Source organism: Thioalbus denitrificans, from assembly GCF_003337735.1.
Classification (GTDB): domain Bacteria; phylum Pseudomonadota; class Gammaproteobacteria; order DSM-26407; family DSM-26407; genus Thioalbus; species Thioalbus denitrificans.
The window spans coordinates 109,522-124,537 of the sequence record NZ_QPJY01000002.1 but is presented as its reverse complement, the minus strand read 5'-3'; the positions used below and the strand labels follow the sequence as shown (position 1 = coordinate 124,537).

The 15,016-nt window shown below is 71.5% G+C and carries 13 protein-coding genes; 5 read left to right on the top strand and 8 right to left on the bottom strand.

All coding sequences use genetic code 11. The features are described 5' to 3' along the window. Nucleotides 1–6: 6 nt before the first annotated feature. Together DFQ59_RS05100 and DFQ59_RS05095 are read right to left on the bottom strand one after the other, a co-directional pair. Entirely contained in the window at nucleotides 7–903 is an 897-nt protein-coding gene (locus DFQ59_RS05100) for a helix-turn-helix transcriptional regulator (RefSeq protein ID WP_114278614.1), read from the bottom strand. After that, a complete protein-coding gene (locus DFQ59_RS05095; RefSeq protein WP_211314793.1) occupies nucleotides 893–1,759 on the bottom strand; it encodes an alpha/beta fold hydrolase in 867 nt (288 codons plus the stop codon). Before DFQ59_RS05095 ends, DFQ59_RS05100 begins: the two co-directional genes overlap by 11 nt. 250 nt (nucleotides 1,760–2,009) lie before the next feature. Here DFQ59_RS05095 and DFQ59_RS05090 point away from each other — a divergent pair, with 250 nt between their 5' ends. From DFQ59_RS05090 to DFQ59_RS05075, 4 genes are all read left to right on the top strand, one after another. After that, nucleotides 2,010–3,902, top strand: a complete 1,893-nt coding sequence (locus DFQ59_RS05090; protein ID WP_170142043.1) for an FTR1 family protein — start codon at nucleotides 2,010–2,012, stop codon at nucleotides 3,900–3,902. 231 nt (nucleotides 3,903–4,133) lie between these two features. After that, nucleotides 4,134–5,153 (top strand): PilZ domain-containing protein, encoded by a 1,020-nt coding sequence (locus tag DFQ59_RS05085; protein ID WP_147275176.1) that lies wholly within the window; start codon nucleotides 4,134–4,136, stop codon nucleotides 5,151–5,153. A 95-nt stretch (nucleotides 5,154–5,248) separates the two neighbouring features. Next, nucleotides 5,249–6,940, top strand: a complete 1,692-nt coding sequence (locus DFQ59_RS05080) for a PAS domain-containing protein (RefSeq protein WP_170142042.1) — start codon at nucleotides 5,249–5,251, stop codon at nucleotides 6,938–6,940. Between the two features lie 32 nt (nucleotides 6,941–6,972). Continuing rightward, nucleotides 6,973–7,896, top strand: a complete 924-nt coding sequence (locus DFQ59_RS05075) for an isoaspartyl peptidase/L-asparaginase family protein (protein ID WP_114278610.1) — start codon at nucleotides 6,973–6,975, stop codon at nucleotides 7,894–7,896. A gap of 28 nt (nucleotides 7,897–7,924) precedes the next feature. On the opposite strand, the gene DFQ59_RS05070 is transcribed toward DFQ59_RS05075, so the two are convergent. From DFQ59_RS05070 to DFQ59_RS05045, 6 genes are all read right to left on the bottom strand, one after another. Then, on the bottom strand, nucleotides 7,925–8,764 hold the full coding sequence (locus DFQ59_RS05070) for an ABC transporter permease (RefSeq protein ID WP_114278609.1): 840 nt from the start codon (nucleotides 8,762–8,764) through the stop codon (nucleotides 7,925–7,927). A gap of 6 nt (nucleotides 8,765–8,770) precedes the next feature. Further along, entirely contained in the window at nucleotides 8,771–9,838 is a 1,068-nt protein-coding gene (locus tag DFQ59_RS05065) for an extracellular solute-binding protein (RefSeq protein WP_114278608.1), read from the bottom strand. Continuing rightward, nucleotides 9,835–10,896 (bottom strand): ABC transporter ATP-binding protein, encoded by a 1,062-nt coding sequence (locus DFQ59_RS05060; RefSeq protein WP_114278607.1) that lies wholly within the window; start codon nucleotides 10,894–10,896, stop codon nucleotides 9,835–9,837. The genes DFQ59_RS05065 and DFQ59_RS05060 overlap by 4 nt, the downstream gene beginning before the upstream one ends. Then, nucleotides 10,893–11,675: an ABC transporter permease gene (locus DFQ59_RS05055; RefSeq protein WP_114278606.1), complete on the bottom strand. Its 783-nt coding sequence runs from the start codon at nucleotides 11,673–11,675 to the stop codon at nucleotides 10,893–10,895. Before DFQ59_RS05055 ends, DFQ59_RS05060 begins: the two co-directional genes overlap by 4 nt. Continuing rightward, nucleotides 11,672–12,307, bottom strand: a complete 636-nt coding sequence (locus DFQ59_RS05050) for a TIGR00725 family protein (RefSeq protein ID WP_114278605.1) — start codon at nucleotides 12,305–12,307, stop codon at nucleotides 11,672–11,674. Before DFQ59_RS05050 ends, DFQ59_RS05055 begins: the two co-directional genes overlap by 4 nt. A 246-nt stretch (nucleotides 12,308–12,553) precedes the next feature. After that, on the bottom strand, nucleotides 12,554–12,892 hold the full coding sequence (locus DFQ59_RS05045) for a hypothetical protein (RefSeq protein ID WP_114278604.1): 339 nt from the start codon (nucleotides 12,890–12,892) through the stop codon (nucleotides 12,554–12,556). A gap of 341 nt (nucleotides 12,893–13,233) precedes the next feature. Between DFQ59_RS05045 and DFQ59_RS05040 the strand changes: the two genes are divergently transcribed. Continuing rightward, nucleotides 13,234–15,006 (top strand): DEAD/DEAH box helicase, encoded by a 1,773-nt coding sequence (locus tag DFQ59_RS05040; protein ID WP_114278603.1) that lies wholly within the window; start codon nucleotides 13,234–13,236, stop codon nucleotides 15,004–15,006. Nucleotides 15,007–15,016: the final 10 nt, after the last annotated feature.

Genomic DNA, 15,016 nt, shown 5'->3' with positions numbered 1-15,016 from the left:
ATGATATCAAACAGCGCCGCCGAGACCGTGCTCGGCGAACGCGGCGAGCTCTGCCACGCACGCCTCCACCGGTTTGCCCGAGGTCATGAGCTGCCGGTGGGCCGCGGCATAGAGCGGCTCGCGCTCGGCGAGGATGCGCCGCATGTCCTCGATGGCTTCGCGGCTCTCCTGCAGCGGCCGCAGATCGCCCTGCTGCAGCACGCGCCGGTAGTGATCATCCGGTTCGGCCCGGATCCACACCACTCGGTAGGCCTCCAGCAGCCGATCGTAGGTCACCCGCTCGGAAACCAGGCTCCCCCCGGCCTCCACCACGGCCCGGGGGTGGCGATCAATGGCCAGTTCCAGGGCCTGGCGTTCGAGGCGCCGGTAGCCGGACTGGCCGCGCAGGGAGAAGAGTTCGCCGACGGGCATCCCCCCCAGCTCCTCGATGAGCCCGCCCAGGCGCACGAAGGGCACGCCGAGGCGCTCCGCCAGGCGGACGCCGAGGGTGGACTTGCCCGCCCCGCGCAGGCCGATGAGGGCCACGCCATGGGCTCCCGGCGGGTGCCCGGCGTAGCGGACCCGCAGCAGTTGCAGAGCCTCGGCCTGCCGCTCCCGGTCCAGGGTGCGCAGGAACCGCTCCAGCTCCGGCAGCAACGCCCCGGCATTGTCCGGGGCCTGCAACAGCTCCGCGAAGGTGATACCGAAGGCCTCCGCCACCCGCCACAGCAACGCCACGGAGGCGTTCGCCTCGCCCGACTCCAGCTGGGCGATGTAGCGTTCCGAGATGCCGGAGTGGGAGGCCAGCGACCTGCGCGTCATGCCCCGCCGGGCGCGCAGGGCGCGGACCCGTTCGCCGAGCGCCGCGAGGTAGATCTTCACGGCGGTTCCGTCTTCCGTCCGCCGGTTCACTTCACTGTTCATGGTCGTCCTGTCCACCTGAATCCGCTGCGGCGGAATCGTTGCCGCGATGGGGGTCAGCCAGGCCCAGGCAGCGCCGGATGAAGGCGGTCACGTGGTTCCGGGTGGCCAGGGGCTGATCCCGGTAGGGGATATGGCCGCACTGCGCGAGAGTCGCCATTTCCACCGGCCCGCCCGCCCGGGCGGTGATGGCTTCCAGCTGGGCCAGGGTCCCGTACTCGTCCTCCAGGCCCTGGATGAGCAGGACCGGGATGTCGATGTCCGGCAGGCAGGATTCGATGTTCCAGTCCCGGAAACCCGGGTCCAGCCAGGCATCGCGCCAGCCCTCGAAGGCCACGTCCACGTTGGCGCCGTGCAGGCGCCGCAGACGCTCGCGCAGGCCACCAGTGCGCCAGGACTCGGAGATGGCCCGGATGCCGGCGGTGCAGACGGGTTCGTTGAAGACGTGGGGCGCCATCAGCACCAGCCCCTCTACCCGCGGATCGCGGACCCGGCCCGCATGGAGCAGCGCGATGGTGGCCCCGTCGCTGTGGCCCACCAGCACGGCCCGGCGGATGCCGGTCGTCTCGAGGATCCGGGGCAGGACCGTGGTGGCCTCACCGACCTGGTAGTCGAGGGGACGCGGCAGACTGACCGGGTCCGAGCGCCCGTACCCGGCGCGGCTGTAGATCAGCGCCCCGCAGCCGGTGGCCGCCGCAATCTCCGCGGGAAAGGCCCGCCAGCCGGCGACGCAGCCCAGACCCTCGTGGAGAAAGACCAGCGTCGGCGCCTCTCCGGGCGGCGGCCCCAGCCAGCGCGCCTCCAGGCGGACGCCCTCCAGCGCCAGGTAGCCATGCTCGATCCATGCGGCAGCGTTCACAGGCAATGCCTCCCGTCCGCCGTTCGCATCCGTTTCCGCCGCTGCGGCGAGATGTCCGGCGCTCACCCGATTAAGGATCCGAGCGGCAGCAAAGTTCCTATATGACGCTCCGCCCGCACCCTTCGATAGTACTTTATTTCAGGCAGGCGCGGGATTGGTGCGGATACGGAGTTGAAATCACCCATTGACTTCAAATGAGAATCGTTCTAATTTGCGTTACAACAATTCCACCGACCTGGAGGCCATGCCGATGTTGCGTGCCGTAGCCCTGCTGCTCCTTATTCTTCCGGCAGCCCATGCCAATGCCGACGCATCCCTGCAGCGCGTGCTGCAGACACTCGACTACGTGGCGGTGGACTACCCGGAGGCGGTGAACGGCGACGGCACCCTCGCCAGCGAGGCGGAGTATGCCGAAATGCGGGAATTCACCACGAGCGTGCGTGAGACCCTGGCCCGGCAGCCGCAGGAACCGCGCCGCGCCCCCCTGTTGGAGCTGGCCGGGAGCCTCGAGCGGCTGGTGGCGGAACGGGCGCAACCGGCCACGGTGGCGGCGCAGGCCGCCCGCCTGCGCGGACGGCTGATTGACGCCTACGACGTGGTCTCCCTCCCCGCCCGGGCGCCCGACCTGGCCCGGGCCGAAACACTCTACGCACGGGACTGCGCGACCTGCCACGGCGCGGACGGACGCGGCGACGGCCCCCAGGCGGCCCGGCTCGACCCGCCGCCCGTCAACTTCCGTGACGGGGAGCGCTACCGCCTGCGTACCCTCTACGGTGTCTACAGCACCATCACCCTGGGTGTGCCCGGTACCGGGATGGCCGCCTACACCGGCCTTTCGGACCCGGAGCGCTGGAGCCTGGCGTTCCTGGTGAGCGCCATGGGCGCCCCCGCGGCCGAGGCGTCCCCGCGGACCGCCGGCCCCGACTCGCCCGTCGCGGATCCGCGCCGGCTGGTGACCCTCTCCCCGGCCGAGGCGGAGAACCGCTATGGTCCCGAGGCGGCGGTGCTGATGGCCGAACTGACCCGGACGCCGGAGACGCTGTTCAAGGGGGACGAATCCCCCCTGGACCATGCCCGGCGGCAGCTGGCCGCCAGCCTGGATCATTACCGGAGCGGGGATCGGCAGACCGCCTATACCCTGGCCGTGGACGCCTACCTGGAGGGATTCGAGCTGACCGAGGGCGGCCTGAACGCGGTGGCCCCCGAACTGCGCGAGACCATCGAGCACGAAATGGGCGCTTTCCGCAACGCCGTCCGGGTCGGAGCGCCGGTCGAGACCGTGGCCGGGGCGCGTGAGCGGATCGACGGTCTGCTGGAGGAAGCCGCCGCCGCCCTGGACCAGACCGGGTTGTCCGGCAGCGCGGCGTTCACCGGTGCGCTGGTGATCCTGCTCCGCGAGGGTCTGGAGGCGATTCTCGTGGTGGCGGCCCTGGCCGCGTTCCTGGTCAAGACCGGGCGCCGCGACGCCCTGCCCTATCTCCACGCCGGCTGGGCGGGTGCGCTGGCCGCCGGATTCCTCACCTGGTGGATCTCCACCTACCTGGTGCAGATCGGCGGCGCCGGGCGCGAGCTCACCGAGGGAGTGGCCGCCCTGGTGGCGGCGGCGGTGCTGTTCTACCTGGGCTTCTGGCTGCACAGCAAGTCGCAGGCGGCCCAATGGCAGCGCTTCATCCACGACCGCGTCAACCGCGCCCTGAGCGCAACCACCCTCTGGTCTCTCGCCGGACTGTCGTTCATCACCGTCTACCGCGAGGCGTTCGAGACCATTCTGTTTTACCAGGCGCTGTGGGTGCAGACCCATGCCGGGAGCCAGCACCTGGTCCTTTCCGGGCTCGCCGTGGCCGCGGTGCTGCTGGCGGTGCTGGCGTGGCTGATCCTCCGCTTCAGCACCCGCCTGCCCCTGCGCCAGTTCTTCGGTGTCACCGGGGTGTTCATGTTCCTGCTCGCCATCGCCTTCGCGGGCAAGGGAGTGGTGGCCCTGCAGGAGGCGGGCCTGCTGCCCAGCAGCCCGGTCGGCATACCCTCCATCGAGCTGCTCGGCATCTACCCCAACCTGCAGTCGCTGGGGCTGCAGGCCGGACTGGTGGCGCTGGGCGGACTGATGCTCCTCGCCTCCAGGAGCCGCAAGACGATGGACGCCTGACCCCGTACCGCGGGCCCTCCCCAGGACGCCGGCCCGGCTGCGACCGCAGCCGGGCCGGAACCGCTCCGCATCCCGCACCGCCGGCCGCAGGCAACCCGAGGCGCACCACGGCGGTGGCGCCGGCGTTGTCCAACGGGGTTGGCGGTACGGCAGGGTTGGTTTCGGTTAAGATTCAGGGACAAGAAGGCGGCACCCGCCGTCCGACCCAGAGCCAGCCTGGAGCCTTGCCGAGTGCCCGACGAACGCCGCCGTAACCCCCGGGTACCAGCCCACCTCAATGTCCTGCTGTTGCGCACCGGACTGCGCCCGCGCAGCTGCCGGGTGCTGGACGTCAGCCCGGGCGGCCTGTTCCTGGAGTACGCCGTCAGCCGGGGGCCGCAACACGCCGATGAGCCGCCACCGCCGGAGAACGGCGAAACGGTGGAAGTCCGCCTGCTGGTGCGTGACGGCGAGACGCCGGAGCACTTCACCCTCGGCGGCCGGGTCACCCACCTGACCCCCAGCGGTCTCGGCGTCCTGTTCGATCAGCCCCAGCCGGTGCTCATGGGGCGGCTGCTGCGGAGCGAACCGGCTCCGGTCGATCGGGATCCGGCCGCGACCGGACCTGCCCTGCCCCAGCCCCCACCCCGGGAGGAGAACGCCATGCCGGGACGTACCGCCTTCTACGCCGTACTGGCCATCGCCGTCCTGGGCCTGGCGCTGGCGTTGAGCCAGTGGCTGACCACCGGCGGCATGCGCCAGGAGCTGGACAACCTGGAGACGGCCTATGCCGCCCTGTCCACGGAGCTGGAGCAGTTGCGCAGCCGCCAGTCGGAACTGGTCGCGCTGACCCGCACGCTCGCCGACATGGGCCGGCAGATGGACAGCATCTCCGCCTCCATGGGCGAGCTGCGTTCCGGAACGGAGAGGCCGCCCACGCCCGCACCCGCCGCCGTGGTGGAAACCGGCCCGGCCTCCACCACGGCGGCGGCGCCCGTACCGGATGAGTCCCCCGCATCCGAACCCGCCCCCGCAGCCGGTCCCTGGCAGATCAATCTCATCACCCTGGGCAACCGGGAGGCTGCGGCGGCGTTCGCCGAGCGCGCCCGTGCCCGGGGGGTTCCCGCCGAGCCGAGGCCGGTCACCCGCGCCGACCAGACCCTGTGGCGGGTCAGCGTACCGGGCTTCCCCGACGCCGAGGCGGCCAGCGTCAAGGCCCGTGACTACCAGGAGCGCCTCGGTCTGGAGGGAGCATGGGTCAGCCGGCGCTGAGACCGATCCGTTCTCCGGGGGGGGAATCCGATCCGCCCCGGCCCCCACGCGTGCTGGTGGTGGACGCTATCGCGGCCGAACGAAGCCTGACGGTCATGCTGCTGCAACGGCAGTTCGGCGGCTGCGAGGTGCTCGAGGCGCAGGATGCGGCCACCTTCGCCGAGCACCTGGCCCGCGGTGGCCTGGAACTGGTGATAACAGAGCGCGATCTCGGCTGGAGCAGCGGCCGCTCGATCCGGGACACGCTGCGGCGGGTGTTTCCCGACTGCCCCGTCGTGCTCTTCAGCACGACCCCGGGCGGCGGGGGCGCCGACGACGACAGCTACACGGCGCGCGTGGAGAAGAGCGAATCCGGGTACCTGCGCCTGGTGGAGACGGTGGGCCGGCTGCTGGGCATCGGCCACGGAGTGGCCGGGGCCGACCCGGCGCTCGAACACCTGCCGGTGGGCCTGCTGCTGCTCGATGCCGGGGGGCGCATCACCCGCTCCAACCCCCGGGCCCGTGAACTGCTGGCGCTGCTGGAGGGCGACCCGGAGGGCCGGGCCCTGTGGGAGCTGCCCGGCCTGGCCGCAGACCGCGACCGGCTGGAGCCGCTGCTGCGGGCGCCGGCCGCCGGCCACTGCGTCGAACTGCAGCCGCAGCGCGCGGGAACGCCTGCCACGGCGCTGCGCCTGCGCATCGCCAGCGGCGGAAGCGTCATCCCCCTTGTCGCCACGCTGGAGGATGTGAGCGACTACCGGGCCGAGTGCAGCGCCCTGGAACGGCGCCTCGAACGGCTGCAGCAGCGGGGCACCGAGCTGGAGCGTGCCGCCAGCGCCGCTCTGGAGGAGGCGCGCGCCCTGCGCGAGCTTACGCCAGTCGCGGAGGCCCGCGCCCTCACGCCGGCTCCTGCCGCGCCGGAAACGCCCACCGCCGGCGGAAAGGCGCCGGATTCCTCCCCGTCCGCTCCGGCTGCCGGGGCGCTGCCGGCCGCGATCACCGCCGCGCAGATCGCCGGCGAGGCACCCCCCGCGGAGGCGACACGCTTTCCCCCGGGCGCCCTCCTCGCCGGGATCGCCTTTCTCGGCATCGCGGTGATCGTCGCGGTGACGGTGTGGCGGCACCCCGCGCCCTCCGGACACCCCGCGACGATGGCCGGCAGCGTACTCGACCGCACCCCGGCGCCGGCAGCACCGGTGTCGGCCGGGAACGGCACGGGCACGCGGGAAGCGGAGGCCGAGGGCCCATTGGCCACGGCCGCTCCCGACGCCGCGGGGTCTGGATCCGTCGCGGTTGGCGCCACCCCGACACGGCCGACCGATGCCGGAGTCACGGAGACGCCCGCGGTGAAGCGACCGCAACCGCCGACCGCCGTGACCGGGGAAACAACCGCTGCCGGCACAGCTGCGCCACCCGCATTCGAGGCGGCCGGCGCACTCCCCGCCGGAGCCGCCACCCCGCAGCCTGCCGAAGCGGTGGATATCCCCCGGCGGGTGGCGGAGCTGATGGCCGAGGCGGCGGCCCACGAGCAGGCCCGTCGTTTCACCCGGCCGCCGGGTGACAACGCCTATGCCAGCTATCTGCGGGTGCTGCAGCTGGTGCCCGACCATCCCGGCGCGCGTGCGGGCCTGGCGGGCATCAGCGAACGCTACGCACTGTGGGGGCGGAACGCCGAATCCCGCGGCCAGTGGGAGCAGGCGGTGAAATACTATCGCCTGGCCCGGGCCATCAACCCCGAACGCACCGGCCTGGACGCCGTCATCCGGCAACTGGAATCCCGTATCAGGAACCGCGCCGGCCGCCGCTGAACCGGTGTCCGCAGGACTCGAGGAGCAGCGCCATGCACTCACACCCAGCCTATGCCATCGTCGTCCATGGCGGTGCGGGCAAGTGGTCCGGGCAGCCGGAGGCCGAGGTCCTGGACGGGGTCCGCCGTGCGGCGGCGGCGGGCCTGGCCCGTCTCGCCGACGGTGAACCCGCGCTGGAGGCGGTGATCGCCGCCGTCTGCCTGCTCGAGGACAACCCCCTGTTCAACGCCGGGACCGGGGCGGCCCTGAACAGCGAGGGCGAGGCCGAGCTCGACGCGGGCGTGATGGTGGGCGAGGGACTGCGCAGCGGCAACGTGGCCGCGCTGCGCCGGGTGCGCAACCCGGTGCTCGTCGCGCGGCGGGTGATGGAGGCCACCCCCCACGTGCTGCTGGCCGGCGACGGCGCCCTGCGCTTCGCCCGCGCACAGGGGTTCGAGGACTACGACCCGGTCACGCCGGAGCGGCGCGCGGACCGGCAGCGGCGGCTGGCCGCCCGGGAGCGTGGCGAGGACCTGCCGACGGCGACGGAACCCGACGCGGACACCCTCACCCGCGGCACCGTGGGCGCGGTGGCGCTGGATACCCGGGGGGGATTCGCGGCGGCCACCTCCACCGGCGGGCTGACCCTCAAGCTGCCGGGACGGGTCGGCGACTCCCCGGTGCCCGGGGCGGGCAACTGTGCCGGCAGCCACGGCGCGGCCTCGGCCACCGGCCAGGGCGAGCTGATGCTGCGCTTCGGCACCACGCGGGCCGTCTGCGAAATGCTCGCCGGCGGACACCATGCCCAGGCCGCCGTCGCCACCGTGCTGGCACGCATGGGCAGCTTGTTCAAGGGTGACGTGGGACTCATCGCGGTTGATCGGCTGGGACGGATGGGCATCGCCCACAACACACCGGCCATGCCCCACGCCTTCGCCGGTGCGCGGCTGGCCCTGCAGGCCCGGATGCGGGGATGAGCGCGGGAACGGAGGACTGCGGCCGGACTCAGCGATGACGCTCGGTGCGGCGGGTGGCGTACATCTCGCCCACGGCCATGATGAGGGTACAGCCGGCCAGCAGCACCACCGACAGCGCCGCCGCGGCGGGAAAGTCGGAACCCACGTCGGACACCTTGCTGTAGAGCAGCAGGGGCAGGATGTTCACCTGCGTGCCCACCAGCGCGAGCGCCGTGCCATAGGCGCCGAACGCCACCGCCGCCACCAGGCAGAAGGCCACCACCGCGCTCGGCAGCGTGGCCGGGATGAGCACGTCCCACATGGCCCGCAGGCGACCCGCGCCCAGCGACTGGGCCGCCAGGATCTGCTGGTGCTCGAAGTTGAGCAGCACCGGCAGCAGCACCAGCACCACCCGCGGGATCAGGTAGTAGCAGTAGGCGAAGGCGAGCCCCGTGGGGCTGTAGATGAAGCCGGCGAAATGGGCCGCGTCCACCAGCCCGAAGTGCTCCAGCACCAGTGTCACGAACCCGGCCCGGCCGAAGGCGAGAATGAAGCCGTAGGCCACGATGAGGCCGGAGAAGGTGAGCGGCAGGGAGATGAAGAACATCAGCGCCGTTCGCCGGGCCTCCGACATGCGGGCGAGCTGGTAGGAGACGCCGAAGCCGGCCAGCAGCGACAGGCTGGCGGCGGTGAGGCTGAGGACGATGGTTCCCCACAGCCCGCGCCAGAACAGCGAGTCGCTGAACACCCGCATGAAGGCCCCGCTGGTGGTGAAGGCCTCGGCCGAGACCACCACCAGCGGCAGCACGAAGAACAGCAGGATGATGAAGGAACCAGGCGCGGCCAGCAGCACCAGCCGCACCTGCTTCCGGCGTGAGTTCGCCAGCATCTCCGCCTACTTCCCGAGCACTCCCTTGGCCCAGCCCTCGTCGATGTCGGTCTTGCGCGCCGCCGCCTTCTGCAGGTCGAGCGGGAGCACCTGCGGTGCCGGTGGCATCTTCTCCGCCACGTCCGCCGGCAGCTCGATGCCGGGGACCGACGGGCGCACGAACCCTTCGGCGAAGATCTGCTGACCCTGGTCGGAAAGGGTCCAGTTGAGCCACAGCTTCGCGGCATTGGGGTTGGGACCGTTCTTCACCATGCTGATGGCGTAGGGGGCGGCCACGCTGGCCTCCTTCGGAATCACCACCGCCACCTCGTCACCCATGCCGTCCACGTACTTCGCCTTCAGCCCGTCGTTCTCGTAGGAGATCCAGATGGGGATCTCGCCCTTGACGAACTTCGCGTAGGGCGTGGTGCCCTCGGTGCGCAGCACGTTGCCGGCCTTGTGCAGGCGGGTCAGGTAGTCGATGCCCGGCTTGACGTTGTCCATGTCGCCGCCGTTGCCGAAGTTGGCGGCGAAGCTGAGCACCTGTCCCACGCCGGTGGACCGGGGGTCGAGGTAGACGATGCTGTTCTTGTACTCGGGCTTGAGCAGGTCGGCCCAGGACTCCGGCACGTTCTGCACCAGCTTCTTGTTGACGATGAAGGCGATCACCAGCTGGTGGATGGTGAACCACTCGCCGTCGGGCGCCCGGAACACCTCCGGCAGCCGCTCGAAGTTCACCGGCTTGAACGGGGCCAGCAGCCCCTTGCCCTGCGCATCCACCGCGGAGGCGGCGAAGTAGTAGGCGGTATCGGCCTGGGGCCGGTTGCGGGACTTGTCCAGGGCCACCACGGTGGCGGCCGAGCCGAGGTCGTTGTAGACGATCTCCACCTCGGGGTAGCGGGCCTTGAAGGCCTTGAACTGCTTGGCCCAGTTGGCCCAGGTGGGGCCGGTATCGAAGCTCACCACCAGGCCCTCCTTGGCGGCGGCGGAGTAGAGCTCCTGTTCGCCGGGATACATTTCCGGCCCTTCGAAGGCGGTGGCCAGGATCGGCAGCAGCGCCAGTCCGGCACCGAGGATCAGCTTGCGCAGTTTCATGGTTGCTTCTCCTCCAACGGTTTGTCGTGGGGTCCAGCGGGGATGAGCTGGATATTCTGGGGCGGGATGTGTATCCGTTCGATGACAGCGCGGGCGCTGGTCTCGCCGAGCACGGTCCCGCCCCGGATTTCCGCGTCGTAGCGGCGCAGGGACCCGAGGAAGCGATCCCGGGTGACCCTGCAGGAAAACTCGTTGATGCCGTCCGGCGCCGGCCCGACGACCACATTTTCCGGCCGCACCAGGACGGTGACGGGTGTTCGCTCGGGCAGATCGTGGGGCGGCAGCTTCAGCAGCCCCAGGGGCAGCTCCACCCCATCGCCACCGACGCTGTGGCCGTCCCAGAGGTTGGCCTGGCCGACGAAGGCGGCGATGGAACGGGTGGCCGGCCGGTCGTAGATCTCGGTGGGGGTGGCCACCTGGACCAGCCGCCCGGCCTCCATCACCGCCACCCGGTCGGCCATGGAAAGCGCCTCCTCCTGGTCATGGGTGATATGCAGCGCGGCGATGCCGTGCTCGCGCTGCAGGCGCCGGATCTCGTCCCTCATCAGGGGACGCAGTGCCGCGTCCAGGGCCGACAGCGGTTCGTCGAGGAGCAATGCCTTGGGCTGGAACACCAGGGCGCGGGCCAGGGCCACGCGCTGCTGCTGCCCGCCTGACAGGGTGCCGGGATAGCGATCGGCGAACTGGGCCAGCCCCACCCGTTGCAGCGTCTCCCGGGCGCGCCGCAGCCGCTCCTCCCGGGCCACGTGGCGCACCTTGAGGGGGTAGGCCACGTTGTCGGTGGCGGTCATGAGGGGGAACAGGGCGTAGTTCTGGAACACCACCCCGAGCTGGCGCTCGCGGGGCCGCAGCCGGGTGACGTCGAGCCCGTCGATGATCACCTGGCCGCGGTCGGGGAACTCGAACCCGGCAACCATCTTCAGCAGCGTGGTCTTGCCCGATCCGCTGGCGCCGATGCAGGCCACCAGCTCGCCGGGCTGGATCTCGAGGTTGACATCGAACACCCCGGCGCCGGCGCCGGGGTAGGTGAAGTTCACGCCCACCAGCTGCACGCTCATGCCGGCTGGCCTCCCCGCACCCGCGAGGCCGAGCGCGCGGTGAGCGCCCCGCCCGCCGCCGCCAGCAGGGCCAGCGCCAGCAGCACCACGGTGGCGGCGCAGGCGAACCCGGTGGCGCCGTAGAAGGCCTGCAGCAACACCACCGGGTAGGGGCGGCTGAGGAACCCGGCGATGAGGTTGGAGAGCTGGAACTCGCCGATGGAGAGCGCCGCCACCATGATGAGCCCCGAGGCGAGGCTGTGGCGCAGGGTCGGCAGGACCACGTCGAAGAACCGCTGGCGGAAGCTGGCGCCCAGGGACTCGGCGGAGATCTCGAGCTGGGCGAGTTTCAGATGGCGCATGTCGGAGACCAGGGTCTGCAGCAGGTAGGGAATCGTGAGCACCACGTGGCCCAGCACTAGCAGCCAGGTGCTGCCGAGATAGGGCAGCGCGTCGCTGGAGAAGACCAGGATGAAGCCGAAGCCGAGCACCAGCGGCGGTGCGGCGATGGGCAGCAGGGCCACCAGGCGCACGGCGAAGTTCACTCCCCGGGCGGCGCTGTTGTAGAGGGCGTAGGCCAGCGGCGTGGTCACCAGCGTGACGATAGCGCAGCAGGCCAGCGTCACCCGGAGGCTCACCATGAAGGCGCGCTGGAAGCTGGGGTCGTTGTAGACCTCGACATACCAGTTGCCGGTGAGGCCGGTGGGCATCAGGGTATTGGTCCAGTACTCGCCGAAGGAGCCGATGAACAGCAGCGCAATGGGGGTGAAGAGATAGATGAGGTAGATGAGAACGATCATGCCCCGGGCTCCTCCAGCTGCAGGAAGGTCCGGCACAGCCGCTCCTCCAGCTCCGGCCAGTCCTCCAGCTGCACCACGCCGGGAATCCGGGGCGCGCCGGCGAGCCCGAACACCGGCCGGCCGAACTGGAGCCCGAAGGCGGCCTCGGAAATCGTGCCGTAGCCGCCCCCGACCGCCACCAGGGCCCAGCAGGCGCGGGCGATGATGGCGTTGCGGGCCACGCCGATGCCCGTCGCGATGGGGATGGAGACGTAGGCGTTCGCCGCGTCCCACTCCGCGTCGGGAAGCAGGCCCACGCTGATGCCGCCGGCGGCGGCGATGCCGCGGCAGGCCGCTTCCATCACGCCCTGGCGGCCGCCGCAGAGAACGGTGAAACCGAGGCGGGCGAGTCCGGCGCCCACCGCCTCGGCCACCGGCAGCTGCTGCGCCTCGGGTTCGCGGGGGCCGATGAGCCCGACCGGGATCCGCCAACGGGTTTCCACCCCGTGCTGGAGCCAGCGAACCGCCTCCGCGGGTGAGACGCTTTCACCACCCGTTCCCTGGTCGGCCGGGTGCCAGCTGCGCCGGCGGGGGTCGAACTCGCGCCCCCGGGCATCGAGGAGTCGCGCAGCGCTGCGGTCGAGGGTGAGCATGCCTACGCCGGTGGTGCAGGGAACGGCAGACATCGCCAGTCGTGGCCCGAGGGTGCATTCCTCGAGCCGTCACGCGACAGGGTGAACTGCGGTTCCTCGGTTGATCGTCACCGGACACGTGGTCCGGTGGTCCCTCCCTGGCGCATCAGGGACCCGTGTCTGAATCCTGCCTCAAGGATAGCCGATGAACGGCCGGACGCCAGTCGCGGTGGCTGCCGACAGGGGACCGCCCAGGGGCCGGCCGGTTCACTCGGCCAGTTCCAGCAGCAGGCGCCGGTAACGGTCCAGTTGCCGCTGTTCCGCGACGGCGTTTTCACCCCCGGCGAGGCGGCGTTCGAGCCGCACCACCAGCCGCCGCAGTTCCTGCGCCCGCCGGCGCAGGCCCGCGTCCCAGACCACCCGCCGCCGCGCCGGGGACAGCGCCCTGAGCAGGTCCAGGTACTCCAGCGCCAGCACCCGGCTGGCCGCCGGACCGATGAGCCCTTCGCGGGCCTGGAAATACCACCCCTTGCCGGATACGTAGAACACGCGGGAGTCAGCATCCGGCGCGCCGGCGCCGGAGTGACCCTGACCCTCCCTGGCCATGGTTATCCTCCTCTGCGGGTATCGAACCGCCGTCCGTGGCGGAAGCGCGGGTCGGGGTCCGTCCCGCCATGGCCGCCGTCCGTGGCGGATTCCTTGCGGGCCGGACCCCGACCGGTTCCCATTTAACCGGAGCCGGGACCGGTGTTGGAGCCATCATCACCACCTGCCGCTGTAGGCGGTCCGCCCCTGAAAGCGCGGGCCGCGGCTTACAACGGGCGGGCGCCCATCGCCGGGCAGCCGACAAATCGGACGGCGGCCAGGCAACAGGCGTATAATGCGCCGTTCAATCACCAAAGCACCCGGCGTCCATCGACCGCGGCGCACCCAGCGAGACCCTGCTCATGTCCGTCCCCCCCCCCCCCGTCGCCTTTTCCGATCTGGCGCTGGCGCCCGAGATATTGCGCGCCATCGCCGAGATCGGCTACGAGACCCCCTCCCCCATCCAGGCCCAGTGCATTCCCGAACTGCTCGCCGGGCACGACGTGGTGGGGCAGGCCCAGACCGGGACCGGCAAGACCGCGGCCTTCGCCCTGCCCCTGCTCAGCCGGCTCGACCCGTCCCTGCGCGCCCCCCAGGTCCTGGTGCTGACCCCGACCCGGGAGCTGACGCTGCAGGTGGCCGAGGCCTTCCAGGCCTATGCCCGCCACCTGCCGGACTTCCACGTCCTGCCCCTCTACGGCGGCCAGAACCTGGGCCTGCAGCTGCGTCCGCTCAAGCGCGGCGTGCACGTGGTGGTGGGCACGCCCGGACGGATGATGGATCACCTGCGCCGCGGCAGCCTGGATCTCGGCCGGCTGCAGGCGGTGGTCCTCGACGAGGCTGACGAGATGCTGCGCATGGGGTTCATCGAGGACGTGGAGTGGATCCTCGAGCACACCCCGCCCCGGCGGCAGGTGGCCCTGTTCTCCGCCACCCTGCCGACGGCGGTGCGCCGGGTGGCCGACCGGCACCTGCACGAACCGCGCGAGATCCGGGTGCAGTCACGCACCACCACGGTGGAGACCATCACCCAGCGCTACTGGAAGGTGAGCGGGGTGCACAAGCTGGACGCCCTCACCCGCATCCTCGAGGTGCAGGACTTCGAGGCGATGCTCGTGTTCGTGCGCACCAAGAACGCCACCGTGGAGCTGGCGGACAAGCTCGAGGCCCGCGGCTACGACTGCGCGCCCCTCAACGGGGACATGAACCAGGCCCTGCGGGAACAGACCGTGGAGCGGCTCAAGAGCGGCAGCCTGGACATCGTGGTGGCCACCGACGTGGCCGCCCGCGGCCTGGACGTGGAGCGCATCAGCCACGTGGTCAACTACGACATTCCCTACGATACCGAGGCCTACGTGCACCGGATCGGCCGCACCGGCCGCGCCGGCCGGCGCGGCGAGGCGATCCTGTTCGTGGCCCCGCGGGAGATGCGCATGCTGCGGGCCATCGAGCAGGCCACCCGCCAGCCCATCGAGCCCATGCAGCTGCCGACCCGGCAGGACGTGGAGAACCGCCGCATCGCCCGGTTCAAGGAACAGCTGGCGGAAGCGCTGGAGACGCCGGAGCTGGGCTACTTCGAGACGCTGCTGGCGGAGTTCGCCCGGGAGCGGGACGTGCCCGAGCTGGAAGTGGCCGCGGCCCTCGCCTGGCTCCTGCAGCGCGAGCGCCCCCTGCAGGAGAACCTGCCGGAGGAGCCCCCCGTGCGGGCGCCGGAAGGGCCGCGCCGTCCCCGGCCGGAGACGCGCCCCGCGGGCGCCGGCGAGGCCCGACCCACGGACGTGGAGTGGGTCACCTACCGGGTCGAAGTGGGCCGTACCCACGGCGTGGAGCCACGCAACCTGGTCGGCGCCATCGCCAACGAGGCCGGCCTGGAGAGCCGCTACATCGGCCATATCCGGCTCTACGACGAGTACAGCACCGTGGACCTGCCCGCGGGCATGCCGAAGGAGCTCCAGCGCCACCTGCAGAATGTCTGGGTCTGCGGCCGGCGGCTGCAGCTCCAGCCCGAAGGCAGGCCCGGCGCGCGCGGCGCCGGCCGGCCGGCGCGTCCCGGTCCCGCCCATGCCAAGCCCGGCGGCAAGGGCAAACCGGCCGGCAAGGGCAAACCGGCCCGGCGCCGGGAGCGGGAATCCTGACCGGGCGGCG

Coding starts and splice junctions, on each gene's coding strand:
- DFQ59_RS05100 (WP_114278614.1), bottom strand. CDS start 903: ATGAACAGTGAAGTGAACCGGCGGACGGAAGACGGAACCGCCGTGAAG.
- DFQ59_RS05090 (WP_170142043.1), top strand. CDS start 2,010: ATGTTGCGTGCCGTAGCCCTGCTGCTCCTTATTCTTCCGGCAGCCCAT.
- DFQ59_RS05080 (WP_170142042.1), top strand. CDS start 5,249: ATGCTGCTGCAACGGCAGTTCGGCGGCTGCGAGGTGCTCGAGGCGCAG.
- DFQ59_RS05075 (WP_114278610.1), top strand. CDS start 6,973: ATGCACTCACACCCAGCCTATGCCATCGTCGTCCATGGCGGTGCGGGC.
- DFQ59_RS05070 (WP_114278609.1), bottom strand. CDS start 8,764: ATGCTGGCGAACTCACGCCGGAAGCAGGTGCGGCTGGTGCTGCTGGCC.
- DFQ59_RS05065 (WP_114278608.1), bottom strand. CDS start 9,838: ATGAAACTGCGCAAGCTGATCCTCGGTGCCGGACTGGCGCTGCTGCCG.
- DFQ59_RS05060 (WP_114278607.1), bottom strand. CDS start 10,896: ATGAGCGTGCAGCTGGTGGGCGTGAACTTCACCTACCCCGGCGCCGGC.
- DFQ59_RS05055 (WP_114278606.1), bottom strand. CDS start 11,675: ATGATCGTTCTCATCTACCTCATCTATCTCTTCACCCCCATTGCGCTG.
- DFQ59_RS05050 (WP_114278605.1), bottom strand. CDS start 12,307: ATGCTCACCCTCGACCGCAGCGCTGCGCGACTCCTCGATGCCCGGGGG.
- DFQ59_RS05045 (WP_114278604.1), bottom strand. CDS start 12,892: ATGGCCAGGGAGGGTCAGGGTCACTCCGGCGCCGGCGCGCCGGATGCT.
- DFQ59_RS05040 (WP_114278603.1), top strand. CDS start 13,234: ATGTCCGTCCCCCCCCCCCCCGTCGCCTTTTCCGATCTGGCGCTGGCG.